We start from the raw sequence: 25,245 nt of genomic DNA, 5'->3' as shown, positions 1-25,245 counted from the left end.
TCGCGGACACGCCACCGCAACGGGCATGATGCGGGCATGACCCTCGTCGCCGGCATCGACTCGTCCACCCAGTCCAGCAAGGTCGTCCTCGTCGACGCCGACGACGGCGCCGTCGTGGCGACCGGGCGGGCCGATCATCCCGACGGCACCGAGGTCGACCCGCAGGCCTGGTGGGACGCGCTCCGCACCGCCGGCGACGGGCTGCTGGACCGGGCCGCCGCGGTCGCCGTCGGCGGGCAGCAGCACGGCATGGTCGTCCTCGACGACGACGGCGAGGTCGTCCGGCCGGCGCTGCTCTGGAACGACACCCGCTCAGCCGGCGCCGCCCGCGACCTGACCGCCGAGCTGGGCGGCCCCGCGGCCTGGGCCGAGGCCGTCGGCCTGGTGCCGGTCGCCAGCTTCACCGTCACCAAGCTGCGCTGGCTGGCCCGGCACGAGCCGGACCACGCCGCCCGGGTCGCGCAGGTCATGTTGCCGCACGACTACCTGAGCTGGCGGCTGGCCGGCCAGCCGGCCGAGGCCGTCACCGACCGCGGCGACGCCTCCGGCACCGGCTACTGGTCCGCGGCGACCAACGAGTACCGTCTTGACCTGCTGGAACTCGGTTTCGGCCGGCCGATCGGCGTGCCCCGGGTCGCGTCGCCCGCCGAGGTGACCGGGTCGACGGCGGCCGGTGCGGCGATCGCGCCCGGCACCGGCGACAACATGGGCGCCGCGCTCGGGCTGACGCTCGCTCCCGGTGACGTCGTGGTCTCGCTCGGGACGAGTGGGACGGCGTTCGCGGTGTCCGAGCAGCCGGTCGCCGACCCGACCGGCACCGTCGCCGGATTCGCCGACGCCACCGGCCGGCACCTGCCGCTCGTCGCCACACTCAACGCGGCCCGTGTCCTCACCGCCGCCGCGACGCTGCTCGGCACCGACCTCGCCGGACTGGACCGGCTCGCGCTCGAGGCCGCGTCCGGGGCCGGCGGGCTGGTGCTGCTCCCGTATCTGGACGGCGAGCGCACGCCGGATCTGCCGGACGCCACCGGCTCGCTGGTCAACCTCACCCGCGCCGCGATGACCCCGCAGAACCTGGCCCGTGCCGCCGTCGAGGGCATGCTCTGCGGGCTCGCCGACGGTGTCGACGCGCTGGCGGCGCAGGGCGTGGAGGTCCGCCGGGTGCTGCTCATCGGCGGGGCGGCCAGGTCGGCCGCCGTCCGCGCCGTCGCGCCCGAGGTGTTCGGCACGCCGGTGCTGGTCCCGGCCCCGGGCGAGTACGTCGCGCTCGGCGCCGCCCGGCAGGCGGCGTGGGCGCTCTCCGGCGCCGCGACCCCGCCGGACTGGCCGCTGGAGGTGGAGACCACGGTCGAGCCAGTGGGCGACGGCGGCAGCGGCAGCGTCCGCCAGGCCTACGCCGAGGCGCGCGTCCGGTTGCACGGCTGACCCGCGGCTGGTGACGGCGGCGCGCGAGCAGCGGCTAGCCGACGCCGACGCCCGCACGGCCGCGCTGATGTGGGCACCGGCCGGAACGGCGGGTCGTCGCCGGCTCGGCGGACGGTGGCGACGGGTCGCGGGGTGCGGCCCGGCTGTGGCGCCGCGACGGTGCCGAGCCGGCCGGGGCGCAGTCCTTGCCGGTGTGGCGGCGAGCCGTGCGGGCCGTCGGCCCGGACCGGGTGGTCGGCGGTGGTGGCGTTGGCGCCCGGTCGTGGCGCCGGCTGGGCCCTGCGCACCCACACCCGCAGGGCGCAGCCGCGGCGTACGGCAGCGGCGGCTCGTCTGCTGTGGTCCACCGGTCGACGCCACAGTCGACCGCTCGTCGACCAGACGTCGAGGGCGTGGCCGCGCACCGTCGGCGGGCGCCGGCTTGGCACGTCGGTGGTCACCTGGGGTGCCTGATTCGTCCCCTTTGTGGAGCGCGCGAGCGTGCCAAGGGCTGCCGCCCGGCCGCGACGACGTGACACTCTGGAATACGAGGACGCGCCGGCCCGTTGTCGCGGGTACATTTGGTTGACACGTCAACAGTCGGCGAGAGGGAGTGACGCGAGATGCAGTTCGGGATCTTCACGGTGGGGGACGTGACCACCGATCCCACCACCGGGCGGACGCCCACCGAGCACGAGCGCATCAAGGCGACGGTGGCGATCGCGAAGAAGGCCGAGGAGGTCGGCCTGGACGTCTTCGCGACCGGTGAGCACCACAACCCGCCGTTCATCGCGTCGGCGCCGACCACGACGCTGGCCTACATCGGCGCGCAGACCGAGCGGATCATCCTCTCGACCGCGACGACGCTGATCACGACGACCGACCCGGTGCTGATCGCGGAGAACTACGCCAAGCTGCAGCACCTCACGGACGGCCGCGTGGACCTGATGATGGGCCGCGGCAACACCGGCCCGGTCTACCCGTGGTTCGGCAAGGACATCCGCGACGGCATCGCGCTGGCTGTGGAGAACTACGCGCTGCTGCACCGCCTGTGGAGAGAGGACGTCGTCGACTGGCAGGGCCGATTCCGCACGCCGCTGCAGGGGTTCACCTCGACGCCGCGGCCGCTGGACGGGGTGCCGCCGTTCGTCTGGCACGGCTCGATCCGCAGCCCGGAGATCGCCGAGCAGGCCGCCTACTACGGCGACGGATTCTTCCACAACAACATCTTCTGGCCGATGTCGCACACGAAGCAGATGGTGCAGCTCTACCGCCGCCGCTTCGAGCACTACGGCCACGGCGCGGCCGACACCGCGATCGTCGGGCTCGGCGGGCAGGTGTTCATGCGGCCCAACTCGCAGGACGCGATCCGCGAGTTCCGCCCCTACTTCGACGTCGCGCCGGTGTACGGCCACGGCCCGTCGCTGGAGGAGTTCATGGACCAGACGCCGCTGACGGTGGGCAGCCCGCAGCAGGTCATCGACCGGTACGCGGCCATGCGCCACGACGTCGGCGACTACCAGCGTCAGCTGTTCCTCATGGACCACGCCGGCCTGCCGCTGGACATCGTCCTGGAGCAGATCGAGATCCTCGGGACCGAGGTCGTGCCGGTGCTGCGCCGCGAGATGGCGATCGGCCGGCCGGAGCACGTCCCGGACGCGCCGACGCACGCGTCGCTGGTCGCGGCCGCCGGCGGGGCACGCGACACGACGGTGCACGCGAAGGACGACGTCACCGGCCGGACGGCCGAGAACGCGGAGGCCACCCGATGACGAACCCGGCGCCGAGGACGTCGCGGCGGATCGCGGTCGTGTCGGCGGGGCTGCGCCAGCCGTCGTCGACCCGGCTGCTGGCCGACCGGCTGGCCGACGCCGTCAACCGGCAGTTCGCCCTCCGCGACGTCGACGTCGACCTGCGCGTGGTCGAGCTCCGCGAGCACGCGCACGACCTGACGAACCACCTGCTCAGCGGCTTTCCCAGCGAGCCGCTCGGGCGGGCGATCGAGGCGGTGACGACGGCCGACGGGCTGATCGCGGTGTCGCCGATCTTCACCGCCTCCTACAGCGGCCTGTTCAAGACGTTCTTCGACGTCGTCGAGGCCGACGCACTGGAGGGGATGCCGGTGCTGCTCGGCGCGACCGGCGGCACCGAGCGGCACTCGCTGGCCCTGGAGCACGCGATGCGCCCGCTGTTCACCTACCTGCACGCGATCGTCCTGCCGACGGCGGTGTACGCGGCGACGTCGGACTGGGGCTCGGAGCAGGACGGCGACGGCAGCGCGCCGACCGGGCTGACGCGGCGGATCGAGCGCGGCGCCCGCGAGCTCGCCGAACTGGTGACCGCCCGCGATCCCCGCGAGGCGGCCGACCCGTTCGCCGTCCCGACGCCGTTCGAGCAGCTCCTCGCCGAGGGCTGACGGCCGGTCCAGTGACGATGATCAGGTGACCTACCGCGCCGAAGATCGGGCCGCTTCGTCACCTGATCGGCTGGCGTCCACATGGTGGAGACGATCAGGTGAGGTAACGACGCCGCACGACGGCCTCGGGTCACCTGATCGTTTACGGAAAAATGATCAGGTGACGAAGGCGGCCCAGTCGCAGCACACGCCGGGGGCGGACGGATTGAACCGCGGCGTCAGCCGACCGTCGCGGCGGGTGCGGAGGCCATCAGCAGGTCCACCTGCGCCGGCGCCAGCGCGTGGTCGACGACCATGACGGCGGCGCCGATGATGCCGGCCCGGTCGCCGGTGCTGGACTGCACGATCCGCAGGTCCTGGGTGGCCAGCGGCAGCGACCGCCGGTAGACGATCTCGCGGACGCCGGCGATCAGGTGCTCGCCGGCCTGGGAGAGCGACCCGCCGATGACGATGACGGACGGGTTGAAGAGGCTGACCGCGGCGGCCAGCACCTCGCCGATGTCGCGGCCGGCCTGCCGCAGCAGCTGCAGCGCCTCGATGTTGCCGCCCCGCGCCAGCGCGACGACGTCGAAGCTGGACTTCGCCTCGGTCCCCCGCGCGGCGAGCTTGGCCGCGATGGCCGCACCGCTGGCGACCGCCTCGAGGCAGCCGGTGTTGCCGCAGCGGCAGACCACGTCGGTGCCGTGCGGCAACTGGAGGTGCCCCATGTCGCCGGCCGCGCCCTGGGCGCCGCGGTGCAGCCGCCCGTCGCTGATCAGGCCGCTGCCGATGCCGGTGGCGACCTTGACGAACATCATGTGCGGCGCATCGCTCCAGGCCACGTGGTGCTCGCCGAGCGCCATGATGTTCACATCGTTGTCGACGAGCGCGACGGCGCCGAACCGGTCCTGCAGGTAGCCCTGCACGTCGAAGCCGTCCCAGCCGGGCATGATCGGCGGGCTGACCGGGCGGCCGCTGGAGTGCTCCACCGGGCCGGGCAGGCCGATGCCGACGCCGAGCAGGTCGGCGGGGTCGCGGCCGGCGGAGGCGATGAGGTCGTGGCCGACCCGGTCGATCCAGTCGAGGACCGTCTCGGGACCGGCGGCGACGAGGAGGTCGTCGGCGGACTGGGCGAGCACCTGTGCGGCGAGGTCGGTGAGCGCGAGCCGCGCGTGCGTGGCGCCGATGTCGGCGGCCAGCACATACCGCGCGTTGGGGTTGAACGCGAACCGGGTGGGCGGCCGGCCGCCGGTGGAGGCGGCCTTGTCGGCCGGCCCGATGAGGTTGCTCGCGAGCAGGGAGTCGACCCGCTGAGTGACGGTGGAACGGGCCAGCCCGGTCTCGGCGGCGAGCTCGGCGCGCGTGCGCGGCCGGCCATCACGCAGCAGCTGGAACAGCGACCCCGCGGAGTACATGGAGGCGCCGTCTGGCTGGACGTTTGCCGGTCGTGACGTCGTGACGCCTACGCCTTCGAGCATGGCACTAGTGAAACACACCAGACTTCTTCCCGCGCAACATCCAGACATGCGGTAACAGCCGCGCAACTTTTGCTTGACGTGCATGCAAAAGTGGCCCTAAGTTCCTCTGCCATGGCAGTGACTCCGATCACAGACCGTGCAGCCGGTGCGGATTCGTCCCCGGAAGTCGGCTACCGGGCGGCGATAGTCGGGACGGGCTTCATGGGCCGGGTGCACGCCCGGGCGGTCCAGGTGGCCGGCGGCCGGGTGGTCGGAGCCGTCGGCTCCACCCCGGAGCGCGCGGCGGCGGCGCAGGGCGAGCTCCAGGCGGACGCGGTCTACGAGACCCTCGACGAGCTGCTCGGCAGCGCCGACGTCGACGTCGTCCACGTGTGCACGCCGAACCACCTGCACGAGCCGGTCGTGCTCGCGGCGCTGGCCGCCGGCAAGCACGTCGTCTGCGAGAAGCCGCTCGCCACCTCGACCGAGGCCGCCCACGCGATGACCGCCGCCGCCCGTGAGGCCGGCCGGATCGCCGCCGTCCCGTTCGTCTACCGCTTCCACCCGATGGTCCGCGAGGCCCGCGAGCGGGTCCGCGCCGGCGAGGTCGGCAGCATCTTCCTGGCCCACGGCAGCTACCTGCAGGACTGGCTGCTGCACCCGACCGACGACAACTGGCGGGTCGACCCGCAGCTGGGCGGCCCGACCCGTGCGTTCGGCGACATCGGCTCGCACTGGTGCGACCTGATGGAGTTCGTGACGGGGGAGCGGATCGTCCGGCTCTCGGCACAGGCGTCGACGGTGAACAAGCTGCGCGGCGCCGAGACGCTGCGCGACGTCACCACCGAGGACGTGGTGATCGTCCAGTTCGGCACCGAGACCGGAGCGATCGGCTCGGTCGTCGTCAGCCAGGTGTCGGCCGGCCGGAAGAACCGGCTGCTGCTGGAGGTGTCCGGGTCGCGCGGTTCGCTCGCGTTCGACCAGGAGAATCCCGAGCAGCTGTGGTGGGGCGGACGCGAGCGCAGCAGTCAGCTGGTCCGCGACCCCGAGACGCTCAGCTCGCCGGCCGCGCGCTACGCCCGCGTGCCCGCCGGCCACCCGCAGGGCTACCAGGACTGCTTCGACGCGTTCGTCTCCGACACCGGCGAGGCCATCGCCGGCGCCGTCCCCGACGGCCTGCCCACGTTCGACGACGGACTGCGCGCGGCCCGGCTGGCCGAGGCCGTCATGACGTCGGCCCGCGAGCACGAGTGGGTGGAGGTGGCCCGATGAGTACGGGCACCGCCACCGCCACGCTGTTGCGGATGCGCGGGATCGAGAAGTCGTTCCTCGGCGTCCAGGTGCTGCACGGCGTCGACCTCGACCTGCGCGCCGGCGAGGTGCACGCTCTGATCGGTGAGAACGGCGCCGGCAAGTCGACGCTGATGAAGATCCTCGCCGGCGTCTACCAGGCCGACGGCGGCACCGTCGAGCTGGACGGCCAGGAGGTCCGGTTCGAGCACCCGCTACTGGCCCAGCAGGCCGGCGTCTCGACGGTGTTCCAGGAGTTCAACCTGCTGCCGGAGCGCACCGTCGCCGAGAACGTGTTCCTCGGCCGGGAGCCGCGGCGCAACCGGCTGGTCGACGCCGCCAGGATGAACGCCGACACCGCGGCACTGCTCGACGACCTCGGCCTCACCTGGCTCACCCCGGAGACCAGGGTCAGGTCGCTGTCGGTGGCCGGCCAGCAGATCGTCGAGATCGTCAAGGCGCTCTCCTACGACGCGCGGATCATCTCGATGGACGAGCCGACCGCCGCGCTGGCCGACGAGGAGGTGGAGCTGCTCTACCGCCTGATCGCACAGCTGAAGGAGCGCGGCGTCGCCATCCTCTACGTCTCGCACCGGCTCAAGGAGATCTTCGACCTGTCCGACCGCGTGACGATCCTCAAGGACGGCTCGCTGGTCGACACGGTCCCGACCAGCCAGATCACGTCGGACGAGCTGGTCCGCAAGATGGTCGGCCGGCCGATCTCCAGCTTCTTCCCGGACAAGCTGCCCGGCTCCGAGACCGGCGACGTCCGCCTCGAGATCCAGCAGGGCGGGAACGAGCAGCTCGACGGCATCGACCTGCAGGTCCGCGGCGGCGAGATCGTCGCGCTGGCCGGGCTGCAGGGCAGCGGGCGCACCGAGATCGCGCACGCGCTGTTCGGCGTCGACCGGTTCACCCGTGGCACCGTCCGGCTGGACGGCCGCCCGCTCACCGCGCGCACGCCGCGACAGGCGGTGCGGGCCGGGCTGGCGCTGGTCACCGAGGACCGCAAGGGCGAGGGCCTGGTGCTCAACCAGTCCATCGCCGCGAACGCCCGGCTCGTACTCGACGCCGTCCTGCCGGGCCGGGTCAAGCAGGGCACCCGGCGGATCCCCGGCATCCTGACGTCGCTGGAGCTGGTCTCGCGCGGCGCCAGCCAGGAGGTCCGGTTCCTGTCCGGCGGCAATCAGCAGAAGGTCGTGCTCGCCAAGTGGCTGGCCACCGAGCCCAAGGTGATCGTGCTCGACGAGCCCACCCGCGGCATCGACGTCGGCGCGAAGGAACGCGTCTACACGCTGATGCGGGAGCTGTCCGCGCAGGGCGTGGCGATCCTGATGATCTCGTCCGAGCTGCCCGAGGTGCTCGGGATGGCCGACCGCATCGTCGTCCTGCGCGACGGCCGCGTCGCGGGTGTCCTGACTGCTGGCAGCGGCGACATCAGCGAGGAGAGCGTGATGGCACTGGCCACCGGCCACGAGGAGCAGCGATGAGCCGCGCGGTCGCGGTCACCGGCACCGGGCGGACGACGCGCCGCCGGCTGGGCGCCACCGAGCTGGTGTGGCTGGCGCTGGCCGCGGTCGTCGTCATCGGCGCCGTGCTGGTGGCGCTGGACGACCAGAACCTGTTCAGCATCGCCAACATCCGCGACATGCTGAGCCGATCCAGCCTGCTCGGGTTCGTCGCGATCGGCCAGACGCTGGTGATCCTTTGCCGGTCGCTGGACCTGTCCGTCGGCTACGTGATGGCGCTGAGCAGCCTGATCGCGGCGACGACGATGAACGGCGACCCCGCGCGGGTGCCGCTGGCGATCGGCGCCGTGCTGCTGGTGGCCGGCGGGATCGGGCTGTGCAACGGCCTGATCGTGACGGTGCTGAAGGTCAACCCGTTCATCGCGACACTCGGCGTCGGCCTCATCATCAAGGGCTACCTGGACACCGAGTACCAGGGCCCGGCCGGCGACGTGCCCAGCTCGTTCCAGCAGTTCGGCTTCAGCCGCATCGGCCCGGTGCCGGTGTCGACGCTGGTCATGCTGCTGGTCGCGGTCGCCGGCATCCTGTTCCTGCGCCGGACCCGCACCGGCTACCACATGTTCGCCGTCGGCGGCAGCGCGGACGTCGCCCGGCTGTCCGGCATCCGCACCGGCCGGGTGCTGGTCACCGCGCACGTGCTCTGCTCCGTCGCCGCGGGCATCGCCGGCCTGCTGATCGCGGCCCGGTTCGGCACCGGCAGTGCGCTGGTCTACAACTCCGGCTACGACCTGGAGTCGATCGCGGCCGTGGTGCTCGGCGGGACGCTGCTCATGGGCGGCCGCGGCGGCATCGGCGGCACCATCGCCGGCGTGCTGATCCTGGCCGTGCTGGACACCGTCTTCAACATCCTCGCGATCGACCCGTTCTTCAAGGACGTGCTGCGCGGCACCATCATCGTCGCCGCCGTCGCGATCTACGCCCGCCGGCAGCTGGACCGCCGGGCCAGCCGGATCAGGTTCGGCGGCGACGGTGGCAGCGGCGGGTCCGCGCCACCCGGCGCCCCGCCGGACAACGCGCCCGGCGACCCCGTCCCGGCCGGCCAGGGAGGCGCCCGATGACCGTCACCACGCAGCAGCCCCCGCCGCAGCGCGGCACCGGCGCCCGCGCCGCCGACCTGCTCGCCCGCGTCTTCGGCGGCGGCAGCGCCACCGTGTTCGCCCTGCTCATCGTCGTGTTCGCGGCGATCTTCATCGTGAACCCGAGCTTCGCCGAGCCGCCATCGCTGATGGCCTTCCTCAAGCAGGCCGCGCCGCTGATGATCCTGGCCATCGGCCAGTACTTCGTCATCGTCTCCGGCGAGTTCGACCTGTCGGTCGGTTCGCTGGTGGGCGCGCAGGTGGTCATCGCCGCGGCGCTGATCGACGGCGAGGACGGCCGCACCGTCCCCGTCATCCTGCTCATGGTCGGCTTCGGCATCCTGGTCGGCCTGGTCAACGGGCTGATCACGACGCTGCTCAAGGTGCAGTCCTTCATCACGACGCTCGGCATGATGCTGGTGCTCTACGGCGCCATCCGGTTGTGGACCGGCGGCGCACCCACCGGCGCGTTGTCCGAGGCGTTCCGCCAGCCCGGACGCGGCGGCATCGACATGTCGGTCGTACGGCAACTGCCCTACGCGCTGCTGATCCTGATCGGGATCATCGTCATCGCCGTGGCGGTCATGCGCAGCTCGTACGGCCGCACGTTGATGGCCACCGGCGACAACGAGCGCGCCGCGGGGTTCTCCGGCGTCCGGGTCTGGCGGGTGCGCACGCTGGCGTTCGTCATCTCCAGCGTGGCGGCGACCCTCGCCGCGATCCTCATCGGCGGCTACGCCGGTGTGACGGCCCAGGTGGGCCAGGGCCTGGAGTTCACCGCGATCACCGCGGTGGTGCTCGGTGGTGTGGTCCTCGGCGGCGGCCGCGGCTCGGTCGTCGCGGCGATGGCCGGCGCGCTCACCCTCGAGGCCCTGTTCGTCCTGTTCAACCAGCTGAGCATGCCGTCGACCATCCGGCCGGCGGTCCAAGGCGTGATCATCATCGCGGCCGTCGCCTACGCGGCGCGCGAGAGGGCGCGTCCCCGGCACCACCAGGAAGTCCCAACCCAACCTGCAACGCAGTCCTGATCTTGATCGTCACCCAAGGAGGGGGAACGATGCGCACTACGCGCGCTCTACTGGCGGCAGCGGCTGCCGCGGCCCTGATGCTCGCGGCCTGCACCACCGACGAGCCGGCCGACACGACGGCGCCCGAGGAGACCGAGGCGGCCGGGGACCCGGGCGCCGAGGGCGAGGAACCGGAGGAGGAGACCGCCGACGGCGAGTTCTTCGTCCGCGCCGACTACGACCGTCAGCTCGCCCAGCGTGACATCGCGCCCGAGGGCGACCCGGCCACGCCGTGGCTGCAGGCGATCGAGCCGGAGTACGTCGACACCGCGGAGTTCGCGCAGGACGGCAACACGCTGTGCTTCTCCAACGCCTCGGTCAGCAACCCGTGGCGGGTCACCGGCTGGATCACCATGCAGCAGCAGGTCGAGGTGCTGCAGCAGCAGGGTCTGATCGGCGAGTTCCGCGTCTCCGACGCCGCGGACGACGACAACAAGCAGATCTCCGACATCCAGGCGTTCATCGACGCCGGCGACTGCAACGCGATCATCATCTCGCCGTCGACGACGGCCACCCTCACCCCGGCGGTCGAGGCGGCCTGCGCCAGCGGCGTCCCGGTCATCGTGTTCGACCGCGGCGTCAACACCGACTGCATGGTGACGTTCATCCACCCCATCGGCGGCTACGCCTACGGCGCCGACGGCGCGGAGTTCCTGGTCGAGAACCTGGAGCCCGGCGACAAGGTGCTGGCGCTGCGCATCCTGCCCGGCGTCGACGTGCTGGAGAACCGGTGGGCGGCGGCACAGGAGATCTTCGCCGACAGCGAGCTGGAGATCCTCGGCGACGAGTTCACCGGCGGCGACGGCGCGGAGATCAAGAACCTCGTCACGCAGTACCTCCAGCGCGGCGACGTCGATGGCATCTGGATGGACGCCGGTGACGGCGCCGTCGCGGCCATCGAGGCGTTCGAGGACAGCGGCAAGGACTACCCGGTCATGGTCGGCGAGGACGAGCTGAGCTTCCTGCGCAAGTGGCAGGAGACCGGCATGACCGCCGTCGCGCCCGTGTACTCCAACTTCCAGTGGCGCACGCCGATCCTCGCCGCGACCATGATCTGGGCCGGTGAGCAGGTCCCGTCGGAGTGGGTCCTGCCGCAGGACGAGATCACCGAGGCCGACCGCGACGACTTCCTCGAGCGCAACGCCGACATGCCGAGCCTGCACTACGCCAAGTTCGGCGGCGAGGACCTGCCCGGCTTCCCGTCGGCCTGGCAGGACCGCTGACCCATCCCGACCACCCGCCGGTCATCGGCACGCCGCAGCGTGCCGGTGACCGGCGGGACCCCCGCGAGAGGAGCCTCGACCGATGACCCGACGCTTCGGGGTCAACACGTGGGTGTGGACGTCGCCGCTCACCGACGCCGCACTGGCCGAGCTGGCGCCGCGGATCAGCGGCTGGGGGTTCGACGTCGTCGAGCTGCCGGTCGAGAACCCCGGCGACTGGGATCCGGCGCAGGCGGCGAAGGTCCTCGGCGACCACGGGCTGACGGCGGCCGTCGCGCTGGTCATGGGCGACGGACGCGAGCTGGTCGGCACTGACGCGGACACCGTCGGGCGCACCCGTGACTACCTGCGCCACGTGGTCGACGTCGCGGCGACGGTGGGCGCGCCGGCCATCGCCGGGCCGGCGTACGCGTCGGTCGGGCGGACCTGGCGGATGACGCCGGCCGAACGGGCCGGCCACTACGCCGAGCTGCGCGACAGCCTCGGCCCGGTGGTCGAGCACGCCCGCGCCGCCGGCGTCACTGTCGCCGTCGAGCCACTGAACCGGTACGAGACCAGCCTGATCAACACCGTCGACCAGGCCCTGGAGGCGATCGACGGGCTGCCGGCCGACGGCATCGGCCTCGCGCTGGACGTCTACCACATGAACATCGAGGAGCAGTCCGTCACCGGCGCGATCGCCCGGGCGGCCGGCCGCATCGCGCACGTGCAGGTGTGCGCCAACGACCGCGGCGCGCCGGGAGCGGACCACCTCGACTGGCCGGCGATCCTCGCGGCGCTGGACGGCGCCGGCTACACCGGACCGCTGGTGATCGAGTCCTTCACCGCCGACAACGCGACGATCGCCACCGCGGCGTCCATCTGGCGGCCGCTGGCCGCCAGCCAGGACGCGATCGCCGTCGACGGCCTGGCCTTCCTGAGAGGAGTGGTACCGCAGCACTCCTGAGCAGCAGCACAACCGCTGGCGCCGGCACGCCGCGGGGTTTCGAGTAGCAGAGTCGCTCTTTCCCTGGAGGAACCCCTGATGATCGTGGCACTACGCCAGCGATGGGCTCGGCTCATCGCCGTGGCGCTCGCCGCCGTGTTAGCGATACCACTCCTGACCGCAGTGCCGTCGACCGCTCACGAGGGTGAGCACGGCGAGGCTGCACACGTCCTGATCTTCACCAAGACCACCCAGTTCCGGCACACCGAGGCGATCACGCAGGGTGTGCCCGTGCTGCAGGCGGCGTTCGAGGCCGCCGGCATCACCTCCGAGCACACCGAGGACTCGTCGATCTTCAACGACGAGGACCTGGCCCACTTCGACGCGCTGGTCATGTTCCAGGCGTCCGGCGACCCGTGGACGGCCGAGGAGAAGGCCGCCATGGAGCGCTACCAGCAGGCCGGCGGCGGCATCGTCGCCATCCACAACGCCGCTGACATGCGCGGCAACTACGCCTGGTGGGACAACCTCATCGGCTCGCTGATGCCCGGCCACGCGGCCACCGGCACCAGCCCGGGCCTGCCCGGCACCGTCCGCATCGAGGACGGCACCCACCCGTCGACGACGCACCTGCCGCAGCGCTGGGCCCGCGCCGACGAGTGGTACAACTTCTCCACCAACGTCCGCGGCACGGCGCACGTGCTGGCGACGATGGACGAGACCACCTACGACCCGGGCGGCAACGCCCAGGGCTACGACCACCCGATCTCGTGGTGCAAGCCGTACGACGGCGGACGCGCCTGGGTGACGGCGATGGGCCACTTCGGCGCCCACTACACGCAGGAGCCCGACTTCGTCCAGCACATCGTCGGCGGCGTGCAGTACGCCGCGGGCGTGGCCGAGGGCGACTGCGGCGGCACCGTGTGGGACCAGTACGAGAAGGTGCCGCTGGACCAGAACACCAGCGCGCCGTTCGCCATCGACGTCGCACCCGACGGCCGCGTCTTCTTCACCGAGCTGGTGCGCGGGCAGATCCGCGTCTACGACCCGGCCACCCAGACCACGTCGACGGCGATCACCGTCCCGGTCTACTCCGGCGGTGAGGACGGCCTGCTCGGCATCGCGCTGGACCCGGACTTCGAGACCAACGGCCACCTGTTCGTCTACCACTCCAAGGCCAGCGCGAACGACTCCGACCCGGCGAACTTCATCAGTACGCTGTCGCGGTACACCGTCGGCCCGAACTCGCAGATCGACCCCGCGTCGGAGGTCGTCGTCCTCGAGGTGCCGGCCCGCCGGCTGCCCGACGAGCCCGGCCACACCGGCGGCGGCCTGGCGTTCGGCCCGGACGGGAACCTGTTCCTGTCCGTCGGCGACGACGTCAACCCGCACTCGGAGCCGTCGGGCGGCTACGCTCCGCTGTCCGAGCGCGAGGGGACGTTCCACGACGCGCGCGCGACGTCGGCGAACACCAACGACCTGCGCGGCAAGCTGCTGCGGATCACCCCGCAGCCGGACGGCAGCTACACGATCCCCGAGGGCAACCTGTTCCCGCCGGGGACGGAGAAGACCCGCCCGGAGATCTACGCGATGGGCTTCCGCAACCCGTTCCGGTTCTCCGTCGACCCGGAGACCGGCTGGGTGGGCCTGGCCGACTACGGCCCGGACAACGGCAGCGACAGCGCGACCCGTGGCCCGGCCGGCATGGTCGAGTGGAACCTCATCAAGGAGCCGGGCAACTACGGCTGGCCGATGTGCATCGGCCCGAACGAGCCGTACCTGGACGTCGACTACAGGACGAACCCGGTCACCATCGGCGCGCCGTTCGACTGCGACAACCCGGTCAACGACTCCGTCCGCAACACCGGCCTGACCGAGCTGCCGCCGGTGCAGGCGCCGGAGATGTGGTACGGCTACGACACGTCCTCGGTGCCGGGGATCATCCCGGCCGGCGGCGGTCTCGCGCCCATGGGCGGCCCGTTCTACCAGTACGACCCGGAGCTGGAGTCCGACACCAAGTTCCCGGAGTACTACGACGGCAAGCCGTTCTTCTACGAGTGGGCGAAGAACCGGCTCTACTCGATCGACCTGAACGAGCAGACCGGCGACGTCGAGAAGGTGAACCCGTTCCTGCCGCCGCCGAGCGAGCAGTGGATGGCGCCCATCGACTCCAAGTTCGGTCCCGAGGGCTCGATGTACGTGCTCGACTGGGGCGGCGGCTTCGGCCGCGACAACCCGAACTCGGGCCTGTACCGCGTCGACTACATCTCGGGCTCGCGCTCGCCGGTGGCGCAGGTGACGGCGACGCCCGACTCCGGCCACGCGCCGCTGGCGGTCCAGCTGGACGGCTCCGGCAGCACGGACCCGGAGGGTGAGGCCCTCACGTACGCGTGGGACTACACCGACGATGGCACCGTCGACTCGACCGAGCCGCAGGCGTCGTTCACCTACACCGAGAACGGCGTCTACAACGCCCGCCTCACGGTGACCGACGCGGCCGGCAAGACCGGCACGACCACGGTGCCGATCACCGTCGGCAACACCCGGCCCGAGGTGGAGTTCGACCTGCCACCGGACGGCGCGTTCTTCGACTTCGGCGACACCGTCGCATGGGACGTCGAGGTGACCGACGTCGAGGACACCGAGATCGCCGACGAGAACGTCATCATCCAGCCGGCTCTCGGCCACGACGAGCACCCGCACCCGGGCGACTCGTTCAGCGGGCGAACGGGGCAGGTGCAGACGGCGCTGGGCGGCGGGCACAGCGAGGACATGAACGTCTTCTACATCTTCAACGCCCGTTACACCGACGGCGGCGGCGCCGGCGGCATCCCGGCGCTGGCCGGCGAAGACACGACGCTGCTGTTCCCGCGGCAGCGCGAGGCCGAGTTCCACGACGACGCCGAGGGCGTCACCACGGGCCCGTCGCGCGACGTCGAGGGGCACGGCACCGCGATCGCCGGCCAGGACGGCGCGTGGGCGTCGTTCGACCCGGTCAACCTGCTCAACGTCGACGCGCTCGTGCTGCGGGCGTCGTCCGCGGCGGGCGGGCCGATCGAGCTGCGCCGGGACGCGCCGGACGGCCCGCTGCTGGGCACCGGCCAGGTCCCGGCGACGGGGGCTGCCTACGCCGACGTGCGCGTCGAGGTCGACGACCCGGGCGAGAGCTTCACGCTCTACGCGGTCTTCCCGGGCGCCGGCGAGCGGCGGCTCAACTTCATCGAGGCCGACGGCAAGGGTGCGGCCACGACGACGAAGCCGGAGGTGGCGATCACCGCGCCGACGCCGGCCGACGAGCTGGAGCTCGGCGAGGTCCGGGTCACGGCCGACGCCAGCGACGCGGAGAACACGATCACGCAGGTCGAGTTCTTCGTCGGCGACGAGTCCATCGGCGTCGACACGTCAGCGCCGTACGAGGCGACGTGGACGGTGACGGAGGAGCAGCGCTACCGGCTGACCGCCGTCGCCACCAACGACAACGGCGCCACGACGACGTCGCGGATCGTCCAGGTGGAGATCGGCGACCTGTTCGGCGACTGGCTCACCTACTCGCACGCCAACGCGAACGGCGCCTTCGACCGTCCGGACAACAACACCTGGGTGATCGAGTCCGGTGGCGGCAACATGTGGCAGGGGACGGACGAGTACAGCGCCGTCTACCTGCCGGGTGCGGCCGGCGCCACCGGCGACCAGTGGACGGCGACGGCCAAGGTGGTCAGCCAGACCAACTCCAACGCCTCGGCGAAGGCCGGCCTGATCGTCCGCAACGACGTCACCCAGCCGGGCGTCTCGCCGGGCTACGCGGCGATGGCGATGCGGGCGGGGCTCGCCTACGAGTGGCTGCGCGACAGCGACGGCAACGGCCAGCTCGACGCCAGCACGAGCGCCGGTCAGCACGGCTACCCGGCGTGGGTGCGGATCGTCCGCGACGGCGACCAGTACACGTCGTACTGGAGCAACGACGGCGAGACGTTCACCCAGGTGGGCGAGCCGGTCACGCTGCCCGGCGGAGCGGGAGTCCAGGACATCGGCCTGGCGGTCACCGCGCACAGCGGCACCGCGCGCACGACGGCGGTGTTCACCGACTTCACGCTCGTGGACGGGCTACCCGGCGGCGGTCCGGACCCGGAGGACCCGCCGGTCTGTCTCGTCACCGGGACCGACCAGTTCGACGGCGACACGCTGGACGAGAGCCGGTGGACGACGGTGCGCAACGCCGACGGCCTGCCGGTGAGCGTCGCCGGCGGCGGTCTCGTGCTGCCGATCACCAACGGCGACATCAACGAGGGCGTCGGCGGCCCGATCAGCTACGTCGGCCAGCCCACCCGCGACGGTGCGTGGACCGTCGAGACCGAGGTCTCGGTGCCGCACACCCGCGAGTGGCAGCACGCCGGCCTGCTGATGCACGGCACCGACGACGACTACGTCAAGCTGGCGTTCACCCGCACCAGCTCGGGCAGCCGGATCCTCGAGTTCCAGACCGAGGCCGCCGGCACCCGCACCTGGCACGCCAACGTCACGCTGCCGGCGGACTTCCCGGCGACGGCGCACCTGCGGCTGATCAGCGACGGCACCCAGGTGACCGCCGCGTACTCGGCCGACGGGACGACGTGGACGGCGTTGCCCGGCGCGGCGCAGGTGATCGACGGCTCGACCATCGGCCTGATGGCGGCCGGCGACACGGCGGCGCACTCGGTGAACGCGGTGTTCGACCACTTCACCATCACGCCGGACGTCGAGGACAACGGCGAGCGGGAGCCCTCGGACGAGTTCGACGGCACCGCCATCGACGGCTGCCGCTGGGACGCCGTGGTCCGCTACGACTCGTCCAAGGTGTCCGTCGCCGACGGGCAGCTGCGGATCCAGACCCAGCCGGGCGACATCAACGGGCCGGCCAACGAGGATCCGCGCAACTTCATCCTCCAGCAGCTGCCGGAGGGCGAGGAGTGGACCGTCGAGACGCGGCTGACGCCGACGATGCTGCACCAGTGGCAGCTGGCCGGCCTTCTCGTCTACGGCGGCGACGACGACTACGTGAAGTTCGACGTCGTCGCGAACAACACCGCCGGCGCGGCCACCAACCTCCGGGCCGAGATCGTCTCGGAGAAGGGCGGCCAGTTCGGCAACGGCGGCAACCGCAGCATCGACATCCCGGAGACCAGCGAGAGCGGCTGGTTCTACCTCCGGCTGACGAGGAGCGGTGACACCTACGCCGCGGAGATCAGCGACGGCGGGGTCAACTGGACCTCGCTGGGCGACCCGGTCACCAACGACGCCGAGCTCACCTCGTTCGGCCTGATGGCGATCGGCCCGCAGCAGACCCAGCCGGTCACGGTGGCGTTCGACTACTTCCGCGTCACGACGGAGCAGCCGGACACCACCCCGCCGGTGATCACGGTCGAGGGTGTCGCCGACGGCGGCAGCTACGACCTGGCCACGGGGCTGGCGCTGAGCGCCGCGGCGACGGACGACGTGTCCGGCGACGTCGCGGTGTCGCTCACGCTGGACGGCGCGGCGGTGCAGAACCCGTCGACCGTCACGCCGCAGCTGGGCGCGCACACGCTGGTCGCCACGGCCGTCGACGAGGCGGGCAACGCCGCGGAGACGACGGTCGCGTTCGCGGTCGTCGCCACGTTCGACGGCGCGAAGGCGCTGGTGCAGCGGTACCGGGCCGACGGCACGGTGCAGCGGTCGGTGGCGACCCAGATGTCGACGCATCTGGCCAACGCGCAGCGGCTGGCCGGGACGTCGGGCGCTGCGATCTCGCTGGACCGGTTCGAGGCGCTGGCGGAGGGGGTGACGGACGAGACCGCGCGCGGCTGGCTGCTGGCGTACGCCGACGCGCTGCGGGCTCAGCTGTGATCACTCGCTGAGACGTGCCGGGCGGCGGTGGTCATCGTCACCGCCGCCCGGCACCCGAACCCAGCATCACCACTCGGGCCGAGAGTGGAGCGGGGGGACAGGGGCGCACGTTCGTCGTTCGAGGAGGCACCGTTGCCACGCCATACGAGAAGCCCACGACCCCTGCTCAGATCGGCGGCGCTCGCCGCGGCCGGAGCGCTGCTGCTGCCGCTCGCCGCGACGACCGCCCCGGCCGCCGCCGAGCCCGTCATCACGCCGATGCACGAGGAGGGCACCCACGTCCTCGTGTTCAGCAAGACCGCCGGATTCCGGCACGACTCCATCCCGGCCGGCATCGCCGCCATCGAGGAGCTCGGCGCCGCCCGCGGCTGGGAGGTGACGGCGACGGAGGACGCGGCCGCGTTCACCGCCGGCAACCTCGCCCAGTACGACGTCGTCGTCTGGCTGTCCACCACCGGCGACGTGCTGAATGACGAGCAGCAGGCCGCGTTCGAGGGCTACATCGCCGACGGCGGCGGCTACGCCGGCGTCCACGCGGCCGCCGACACCGAGTACGACTGGGCCTGGTACGGCGGCCTGGTCGGCGCGTACTTCCAGTCGCACCCGCAGATCCAGCCGGCCACCGTCGTCACCGAGGACCGCGTCCACCCGTCGACGCAGCACCTCCCGGACACGTGGGAGCGCACCGACGAGTGGTACGACTACCGCACCAACCCGCGCGGCGACGTGCACGTGCTGGCGTCGCTGGACGCGGACAGCTACACCGGCGACGTCATGGGCGCGGACCACCCGATCGCCTGGTGTCAGGACTACGAGGGCGGCCGGTCCTGGTACACCGGCGGCGGCCACACCCAGGAGTCCTACGCCGACGCGGCGTTCCGCGAGCACCTGGCCGGCGGCATCGAGACCGCCGCGGGCTCCGTCGACGCCGACTGCGGCGCCACCGTCACCGAGAACTTCGACCAGGTCACGCTGGCCCGCGGGCCGGAGGAGATGGGCGAGCCGATGGGCGTCGCCGTGCTGCCCGACGGCGGCGCGCTGCACACGTCGCGCGACGGCCGGGTCTTCTACACCGCCGCCGCCGGGCAGACGTCGCTGGCGGCGGACATCCCGGTGTACGACTTCCGCGAGGACGGCATGCAGGGCATCGCCGTCGACCCGGACTTCGCCACCAACGGCTGGGTGTACCTCTACTACTCGCCGCCGCTGAGCACGCCGCCGGGCGAGGTCGCGCACTCCAGCCTGGACCCGTCGGTCTGGGAGGCCTACGAGGGCCACAACAACCTGTCCCGGTTCAGGTTCGCCGACGGCGTGCTGGACCCGGCGTCGGAGCAGGTGATCCTGCAGGTCCCGCAGGACCGCGGCAACTGTTGCCACCACGGCGGCGAGATCGACTTCGACGCCGACGGCAACCTCTACCTGTCCACCGGCGACGACACCGACCCGTTCGAGTCCAACGGCTACGCGCCGATCGACGACCGGCCGACGCGGGCGCCGCAGTTCGACGCCCGTCGCACGTCGGGCAACACGAACGACCTGCGCGGCAAGATCCTGCGGATCACCGTCCAGGACGACGGGTCGTACACGATCCCTGACGGCAACCTGTTCGCGCCCGGCACCGACCGCACCCGGCCGGAGATCTACGCGATGGGCTTCCGCAACCCGTTCCGGATCAGCGTCGACCAGGAGACCGGCGACGTGTGGGTCGGCGACTACGGCCCGGACTCCGGCGGCCCGAACCAGTACGGCCCCGGCGGGCAGGTCGAGTTCAACCGGGTCACCGAGGCGGGCAACTTCGGCTGGCCGTACTGCACCGGCCGCAACACCGCGGCCGAGACCTACGCCGACCGCGACTTCACCTCCTATTACGGGATCGACCCGAACACCGGGCAGCAGGACCCCAACGACGGCACGCAGGACCCCGTCGGCGCGAAGTTCGACTGTGCCGGTGGTCCCGCGAACGACTCCGCGCTGAACACCGGCCTGCCGACGGTGCCGCCCGCGCAGCCGGCCTGGCTGCCGTACGACGGCGGCTCGGTGCCGGAGCTGGGCAGCGGCAGCGAGTCGCCGATGGCCGGCCCGGTGTACCGGTACGACCCGGCGCTGGAGTCGGACACCAAGTTCCCCGAGTACTACGACGGGCAGTTCTTCGCCTACGAGTTCGGCCGGCAGTGGATCAAGAACATGTCGGTCGACTCCGAGACCGGCGGGCCGCTGCACATCGGCGCGTTCTCCGACTTCATGACGAACACGCAGCTCATGGACCTGGAGTTCGGCCCGGAGGGCTCGCTCTACGTGCTCGACTACGGCACCGGGTTCTTCAACGGCGACGAGAACTCCGCGCTCTACCGCATCGACTACGTGGCCGGCACCCGCTCGCCGTCGGCCATCGCCACCGCGACGCCGACGTCCGGCCTGGCGCCGCTCACCGTCGCGTTCACCTCCGAGGGCTCGTCCGACCCGGACCCCGGTGACGTCCTCTCCTACGCGTGGGACTTCACGACCGACGGGACGGTCGACTCGACCGAGCCGGACGCGTCGTTCACGTATACCGCGAACGGCGAGTACACCGCGACGCTCACCGTCACCGACTCGTCCGGGCTGACCGGCGTGGCGACGGCGCACGTCGTCGTCGGCAACACCGCGCCGGTGATCGAGTTCGAGTCGCCGCCCAACGGCGGGCTGTTCACGTTCGGCGAGGACATCGCGTTCGAGGTCAGCGTCACCGACCCGGACGGTCAGCCGGTGGACTGCTCCGACGTCGAGGTGACGTTCGCGCTCGGGCACGACCAGCACACGCACGGCGGTGAATCGGTCAACGGCTGCTCCGGGACGATCTCCACGGGCACCGACGGCTCGCACGGCACCGACGACAACATCTTCGGGCTGCTGCTGGCCGAGTACACCGACACGCCGCCGTCGCCGGACACCGTCCCGGTCACCGGCACCGCCGAGCTGGAGCTGCAGCCGCGGCACCGTCAGGCCGAGCACTTCTCGGCGCAGAACGGCATCCAGGTGGTCAGCCACGGCGGCGCCGAGGGCGGCGCCCGGGTCGGCTACATCGAGCCCGGCGACTGGATCGCGTTCGAGCCGTATAACCTGGCCGGCGCTCGCTCGGTGCAGCTGCGGGTGTCGGCGGGCGGCGCCGGCGGCACCGTCGAGCTGCGGACGGGCGCGCCCGACGGCCCGATCGCGGCGACCGTCCAGGTGCCGCACACCGGCAGCCCGGACAACTACGTCGACCTCGAACCCGTCCCGGTGACCGACACCGGCACGGGCACGGGCCCGCTGTACCTGGTGTTCCAGGGCAGCGGCGGCGGGCTGATGGACATCGACGCGTTCACGTTCAGCTCGTCCCCGGCCGCGTGCGCGGACCCGGGCGCCGAGGTCGACCCGAACGACGAGTTCGACGGCACGTCGCTGGACCGCTGCCGGTGGACGACGATCCTGCGGCCGAACGCGGCCGAGATGGGCGTCGCGGACGGGAAGCTGCGCATCGACGCGCTCGAGGGTGACATGTTCGGCGGCACCACGACCGCCGCCAACGTCGTCCTGCAGCCGATCGCCGACCCGGCGGCCGGCTACGAGGCGTCGACCCAGCTGGCGCTCCCGGCCGGCGGCGACTACGAGCAGGCCGGGCTGATCGTCCACTCCGGCGACCAGAACTTCGCCAAGGCCGTCCTCATCAACATCCCGGGGGTCGGCTGGCGGTTCGAGTTCGGTCTCAACCAGGGCGGTCAGGCAGTGTTCGACGCGGCGCTGGACCGGTCCGGCCCGCTGCCGGCCGGCATCAACGAGAACGCGCACGTCAAGATCGTCAGCAACGGCGCGACGCTGACCGCGTTCTGGTCGGCGGACGGCGAGGAGTGGACCGCGTTCGGCCGGCCGCGCCCGGCGTCGGGGCTGCCGTCGCCGCGGATCGGACTGGCGGCGTTCAACGGCAACGGCCAGCCCGCGACGTTCGAGCAGTTCTCCTTCGGCGACGACCCCGCCGTCCAGTGCGACCCCACCGACCCGGGGGCTGGCTACCAGAGCCTGTTCGACGGGACGGCGGACAGCCTGGCGGCGTGGCGGATGGCCGGGCCGGGCGGGTTCCTGCACGCCGACTGCGAGCTGGTCTCGTACGGCGGGCTGGGGCTCTACTGGTACGACCAGGCCTTCACCGACTACTCGCTGAAGCTGGACTGGATGATGCCGGGCGACGACAACTCCGGCGTCTTCGTCGGGTTCCAGGACCCCGGCACCGACCCGTGGCTCGCGGTGAACCAGGGCCACGAGATCCAGATCGACGCGACCGACGCGCCGGACCGCACCACCGGCGCCGTCTACGCGTTCCGGTCGGCCGACGTCGCCGCACGTGACGCGGCGCTGAACCCGCCGGGCGAATGGAACGCCTACGAGATCGTCGTGCAGGGCGACCGCATCCAGGTCTTCCTGAACGGCGTGAAGATCAACGACTACACCGACACCGACCCGAACCGGATGAACCAGCCGAGCTTCGTCGGCATCCAGAACCACGGCAACGGCGACGACGTGTTCTTCCGGAACGTCCGCATCCAGGAGTTCACGTTCGCGTCGGCGACGCAGCTCGTCACGGATCACTACGACCGGGGCGTGCTGAACCGGCAGCAGCAGCGGTTGCTGCTGCAGCACCTCTCCATGGCGTCGAGGCTGGCCGACGACGGTCAGGCCGCGCAGGCGGAGCGGTCGCTGGACCGTTATCGTGCCGTGGCAGAAGGCGTCCAGGATGAGGCGGTTCGGGCCGAGTTGATCCGGATGGGCGAGGCCCTGCGGGCCCGCCTGTAACCATCCGCGGTGACCGGGCCGGCACCCCTCCGCCGGCCCGGTCACCGTCACAGAGAGGAGACGTCACCGTGCAAGCTCAACGTCCTGCGAGCGTGGCGAACCGACGCGACGAATCACGGAGACCGAGCGCGCGCGGCGGACGGGGGACCGGTGCCGGCCGGTCCTCGTCCCCGGCGCCGGGGCAGGAGTCCCCGCCCCGGCGCCGGGCCTTCTGGATCGCCGTCGCGGCGGCCCTCGCCGCGCTCAACATCGTGCTCGCCACCCTCGTCCTCACCGGCGGGGGCGACGACGACGACCCGCTGGCCGACCGCGTGGCCGAGCTGGAGGCTCAGGAAGAGGCGAACCAGACCGAGCTGGTCGGCCAGCTGACCGAGCAGGCCACCGCCGCGCACGCCGGACTGCTCAGCGTCATCGCCGGCCTCCACGCCGTCGTGCCCTCCGGCGCCCCACCCGTCGGCCCCGTCGCCGGCGCGGATCCAGCCTCCTGGCACACCGCCGTCGGCGCCGCCATCGGCACCTTCGGCGACGCGCCCTCCGGTTCGACGGAGTTCAACACCACCCGGAACGGGCTACTGCTGGCCATCGACCTGCTGGGCTCGGCGGCGACGGCGTACGAGGGTGCGGTGGCCGCGCCGGACGGTGCGGAGCGGGACCGGTTGCTGGAGCTGGCCGGCCGGCTGCGCGACCAGGCGGTGGCGGCGTGGTCGGTCGCGGCGACGCAGCTGGATGTGCTGAACATCGACGCCGGCAACGGCCACGTCCACATCACGCTTCCGAGTCGCCCCGGCGAGCAGGTCGATCCGCACGGTGGGGTCGGCTTCGAGCCCTCGCAGGAGGATCACGAGAACCACACCTGAGTTGGCGTCAAGGGGCTGCGACCGTTGGCCGTTGTGCTGCAGTTGGCCGTCCCCCTGCTGCCCATTTTCTTAGCCGGGCCGACGCGCCTCAAGTCCGGCGGCTCTTGCTGGTTGCTGTCGTGTCGTGGTTGGGGCCGCCGTACTTGACCCGCGTCGTCCCGGCCAAGAACGGGCAGCTATCAGGGGGACGGGGGGAGTGTGGCGACGCCCCGGTGGGGCACCGGGCGTCGGGTTGGCGGGTGCTTCGGGTTCGCCGGCCTCCCCGGCCCGCTGCGGATTCCCATGATCATCAACCTTTTTGGGTGCTATGGAGCCTGTTGCGTTTTGGCTCGGTGTGGCGTCTGGCCTGGTTGATCATGGTTTGAGAGGGTGCCGGTCATGGCGAAGGGGTACCGGTCGGTGGATCGTGACCAGGCGTTTCTGTTGCCGCCGTCGATGACGGACTGGCTGCCCGTTGATCATTTGGTGTGGTTCGTGATCGCCGCGGTGGACCGGATCGACACGACCGCGTTCCACGGCAAGGCGAAGCTTGGGTCGGTGGGCCGGCGGGGTTATGACCCGGACATGCTGCTCACGTTGTTCGTGTATGCGATGGCGCACGGGGTGTCCTCGTCGCGGCAGATCGAACGGCTGTGCGGCACGGATGTGGCGTTCCGGATCATCTGCGCCGGCGATACGCCTGATCACACGGTGCTGGCGCGGTTCCGCCGTGACCACGAGGCCGCGTTGGAACAGTTGTTGACCGCGTCGTTGCTGCTGGCCGCGGAACTGGGCATGGTCCGGCTCGGAACGGTGGCCTTCGACGGCACCAAGATCGCCGCGAACGCGTCGATGAGCGCGAACCGGGGCGAGGCGCACCTGCGCAAGCTCGCCCAGCAGTATCTGGGGAAGGCCGCGGCCACCGACGACGCCGAAGATCAACTGTTTGGACCCGACGCCCGCGGGGATGAGTTGCCTGAGGACCTGACCGATCGCACCCGCCGCGCCCAGCGGATCGATCAGGCGCTGGAGGAGATTCAACGACGCAAGGCCGCCGAGTCCGAGCAGAACGAGGCCGAACGGTCCGCGGCGGCGCAGTACGTCGCCCAGGCCGGCGACCCGGCCGGGCGGGCCCGGGCGGGCAAGGCGCCCAAGGCCGCGGATCCGGTGGCGGTGGCGCGGGCCCGGTGGGAACGTGAACACGCCCGCGCCCAGGCCCGCTGGGACGCCTACCAGGTCAAGGCCACCGCCGCGGCCGGGCGGGGGCACCGGCTGCCCGGCACCCCGGCCGCGGCACCGCACGAGCACCCCCGGGTCGCCCAACTGCGTCAGGCCTACCAGGATGCTCTGGCCACCGCCGAGCATCCTCCCACCT

14 protein-coding genes are annotated in these 25,245 nt (G+C 71.9%); 13 read left to right on the top strand and 1 reads right to left on the bottom strand.

Annotated features, from left to right (window positions below):
• The first annotated feature begins 36 nt into the window (after positions 1–36).
• The 3 genes from xylB to C1I92_RS22980 all read left to right on the top strand — a co-directional run bounded on the left by xylB (position 37) and on the right by C1I92_RS22980 (position 3,820).
• Positions 37–1,425, top strand: a complete 1,389-nt coding sequence (xylB, locus tag C1I92_RS22990; RefSeq protein WP_111256988.1) for a xylulokinase — start codon at positions 37–39, stop codon at positions 1,423–1,425.
• A gap of 602 nt (positions 1,426–2,027) precedes the next feature.
• Entirely contained in the window at positions 2,028–3,176 is a 1,149-nt protein-coding gene (locus C1I92_RS22985) for an LLM class flavin-dependent oxidoreductase (RefSeq protein ID WP_111256987.1), read from the top strand.
• The gene (locus tag C1I92_RS22980; protein WP_111256986.1) at positions 3,173–3,820 is read left to right on the top strand and encodes an FMN reductase; all 648 of its coding nucleotides are present in this window, start codon (positions 3,173–3,175) and stop codon (positions 3,818–3,820) included. The genes C1I92_RS22985 and C1I92_RS22980 overlap by 4 nt, the downstream gene beginning before the upstream one ends.
• Positions 3,821–4,038: 218 nt before the next feature.
• Here C1I92_RS22980 and C1I92_RS22975 read toward each other — a convergent pair whose 3' ends face one another.
• Complete coding sequence (locus C1I92_RS22975) at positions 4,039–5,214, bottom strand: ROK family transcriptional regulator (protein ID WP_111256985.1); 1,176 nt, start codon at positions 5,212–5,214, stop codon at positions 4,039–4,041.
• Between the two features lie 174 nt (positions 5,215–5,388).
• On the opposite strand from C1I92_RS22975, the gene C1I92_RS22970 reads away from it, so the two are divergent.
• The 10 genes from C1I92_RS22970 to C1I92_RS22925 form a co-directional block, all read left to right on the top strand.
• On the top strand, positions 5,389–6,528 hold the full coding sequence (locus C1I92_RS22970; RefSeq protein ID WP_111256984.1) for a Gfo/Idh/MocA family protein: 1,140 nt from the start codon (positions 5,389–5,391) through the stop codon (positions 6,526–6,528).
• Complete coding sequence (locus C1I92_RS22965) at positions 6,525–8,036, top strand: sugar ABC transporter ATP-binding protein (RefSeq protein ID WP_111256983.1); 1,512 nt, start codon at positions 6,525–6,527, stop codon at positions 8,034–8,036. Before C1I92_RS22970 ends, C1I92_RS22965 begins: the two co-directional genes overlap by 4 nt.
• Positions 8,033–9,133 (top strand): ABC transporter permease, encoded by a 1,101-nt coding sequence (locus C1I92_RS22960; RefSeq protein ID WP_111256982.1) that lies wholly within the window; start codon positions 8,033–8,035, stop codon positions 9,131–9,133. The genes C1I92_RS22965 and C1I92_RS22960 overlap by 4 nt, the downstream gene beginning before the upstream one ends.
• Positions 9,130–10,179 (top strand): ABC transporter permease, encoded by a 1,050-nt coding sequence (locus tag C1I92_RS22955; RefSeq protein WP_111256981.1) that lies wholly within the window; start codon positions 9,130–9,132, stop codon positions 10,177–10,179. Before C1I92_RS22960 ends, C1I92_RS22955 begins: the two co-directional genes overlap by 4 nt.
• A 29-nt stretch (positions 10,180–10,208) precedes the next feature.
• Positions 10,209–11,441: a substrate-binding domain-containing protein gene (locus C1I92_RS22950; RefSeq protein ID WP_111256980.1), complete on the top strand. Its 1,233-nt coding sequence runs from the start codon at positions 10,209–10,211 to the stop codon at positions 11,439–11,441.
• Positions 11,442–11,523: 82 nt separating this feature from the next.
• Positions 11,524–12,387 carry a sugar phosphate isomerase/epimerase family protein gene (locus tag C1I92_RS22945; protein ID WP_111256979.1) on the top strand — a complete coding sequence of 288 codons (864 nt, stop codon included), beginning with the start codon at positions 11,524–11,526 and terminating at the stop codon, positions 12,385–12,387.
• Between the two features lie 162 nt (positions 12,388–12,549).
• Positions 12,550–18,228, top strand: a complete 5,679-nt coding sequence (locus tag C1I92_RS22940) for a ThuA domain-containing protein (protein ID WP_158564241.1) — start codon at positions 12,550–12,552, stop codon at positions 18,226–18,228.
• Between the two features lie 132 nt (positions 18,229–18,360).
• Positions 18,361–23,034: a ThuA domain-containing protein gene (locus tag C1I92_RS22935; protein WP_199521505.1), complete on the top strand. Its 4,674-nt coding sequence runs from the start codon at positions 18,361–18,363 to the stop codon at positions 23,032–23,034.
• Between the two features lie 92 nt (positions 23,035–23,126).
• Positions 23,127–23,891 carry a hypothetical protein gene (locus tag C1I92_RS33975; RefSeq protein WP_158564240.1) on the top strand — a complete coding sequence of 255 codons (765 nt, stop codon included), beginning with the start codon at positions 23,127–23,129 and terminating at the stop codon, positions 23,889–23,891.
• Positions 23,892–24,269: 378 nt separating this feature from the next.
• The coding region (locus C1I92_RS22925) for a transposase (protein WP_199521504.1) at positions 24,270–25,245 on the top strand (976 nt) is incomplete at its 3' end.

Source organism: Jiangella anatolica, from assembly GCF_003236295.1.
Lineage (GTDB): Bacteria > Actinomycetota > Actinomycetes > Jiangellales > Jiangellaceae > Jiangella > Jiangella anatolica.
The sequence above is the reverse complement of the archived record's forward strand: the minus strand, read 5'-3'. Positions and strand labels throughout refer to the sequence as shown.

Bases quoted from the DNA above. Each gene is read 5' to 3' on its own strand.
- C1I92_RS22950 (WP_111256980.1), top strand. From the start codon at position 10,209: ATGCGCACTACGCGCGCTCTACTGGCGGCAGCGGCTGCCGCGGCCCTG.
- C1I92_RS22965 (WP_111256983.1), top strand. From the start codon at position 6,525: ATGAGTACGGGCACCGCCACCGCCACGCTGTTGCGGATGCGCGGGATC.
- C1I92_RS22985 (WP_111256987.1), top strand. From the start codon at position 2,028: ATGCAGTTCGGGATCTTCACGGTGGGGGACGTGACCACCGATCCCACC.
- C1I92_RS22960 (WP_111256982.1), top strand. From the start codon at position 8,033: ATGAGCCGCGCGGTCGCGGTCACCGGCACCGGGCGGACGACGCGCCGC.
- C1I92_RS22975 (WP_111256985.1), bottom strand. From the start codon at position 5,214: ATGTACTCCGCGGGGTCGCTGTTCCAGCTGCTGCGTGATGGCCGGCCG.
- C1I92_RS22970 (WP_111256984.1), top strand. From the start codon at position 5,389: ATGGCAGTGACTCCGATCACAGACCGTGCAGCCGGTGCGGATTCGTCC.
- C1I92_RS22955 (WP_111256981.1), top strand. From the start codon at position 9,130: ATGACCGTCACCACGCAGCAGCCCCCGCCGCAGCGCGGCACCGGCGCC.
- C1I92_RS22945 (WP_111256979.1), top strand. From the start codon at position 11,524: ATGACCCGACGCTTCGGGGTCAACACGTGGGTGTGGACGTCGCCGCTC.
- xylB (WP_111256988.1), top strand. From the start codon at position 37: ATGACCCTCGTCGCCGGCATCGACTCGTCCACCCAGTCCAGCAAGGTC.
- C1I92_RS22980 (WP_111256986.1), top strand. From the start codon at position 3,173: ATGACGAACCCGGCGCCGAGGACGTCGCGGCGGATCGCGGTCGTGTCG.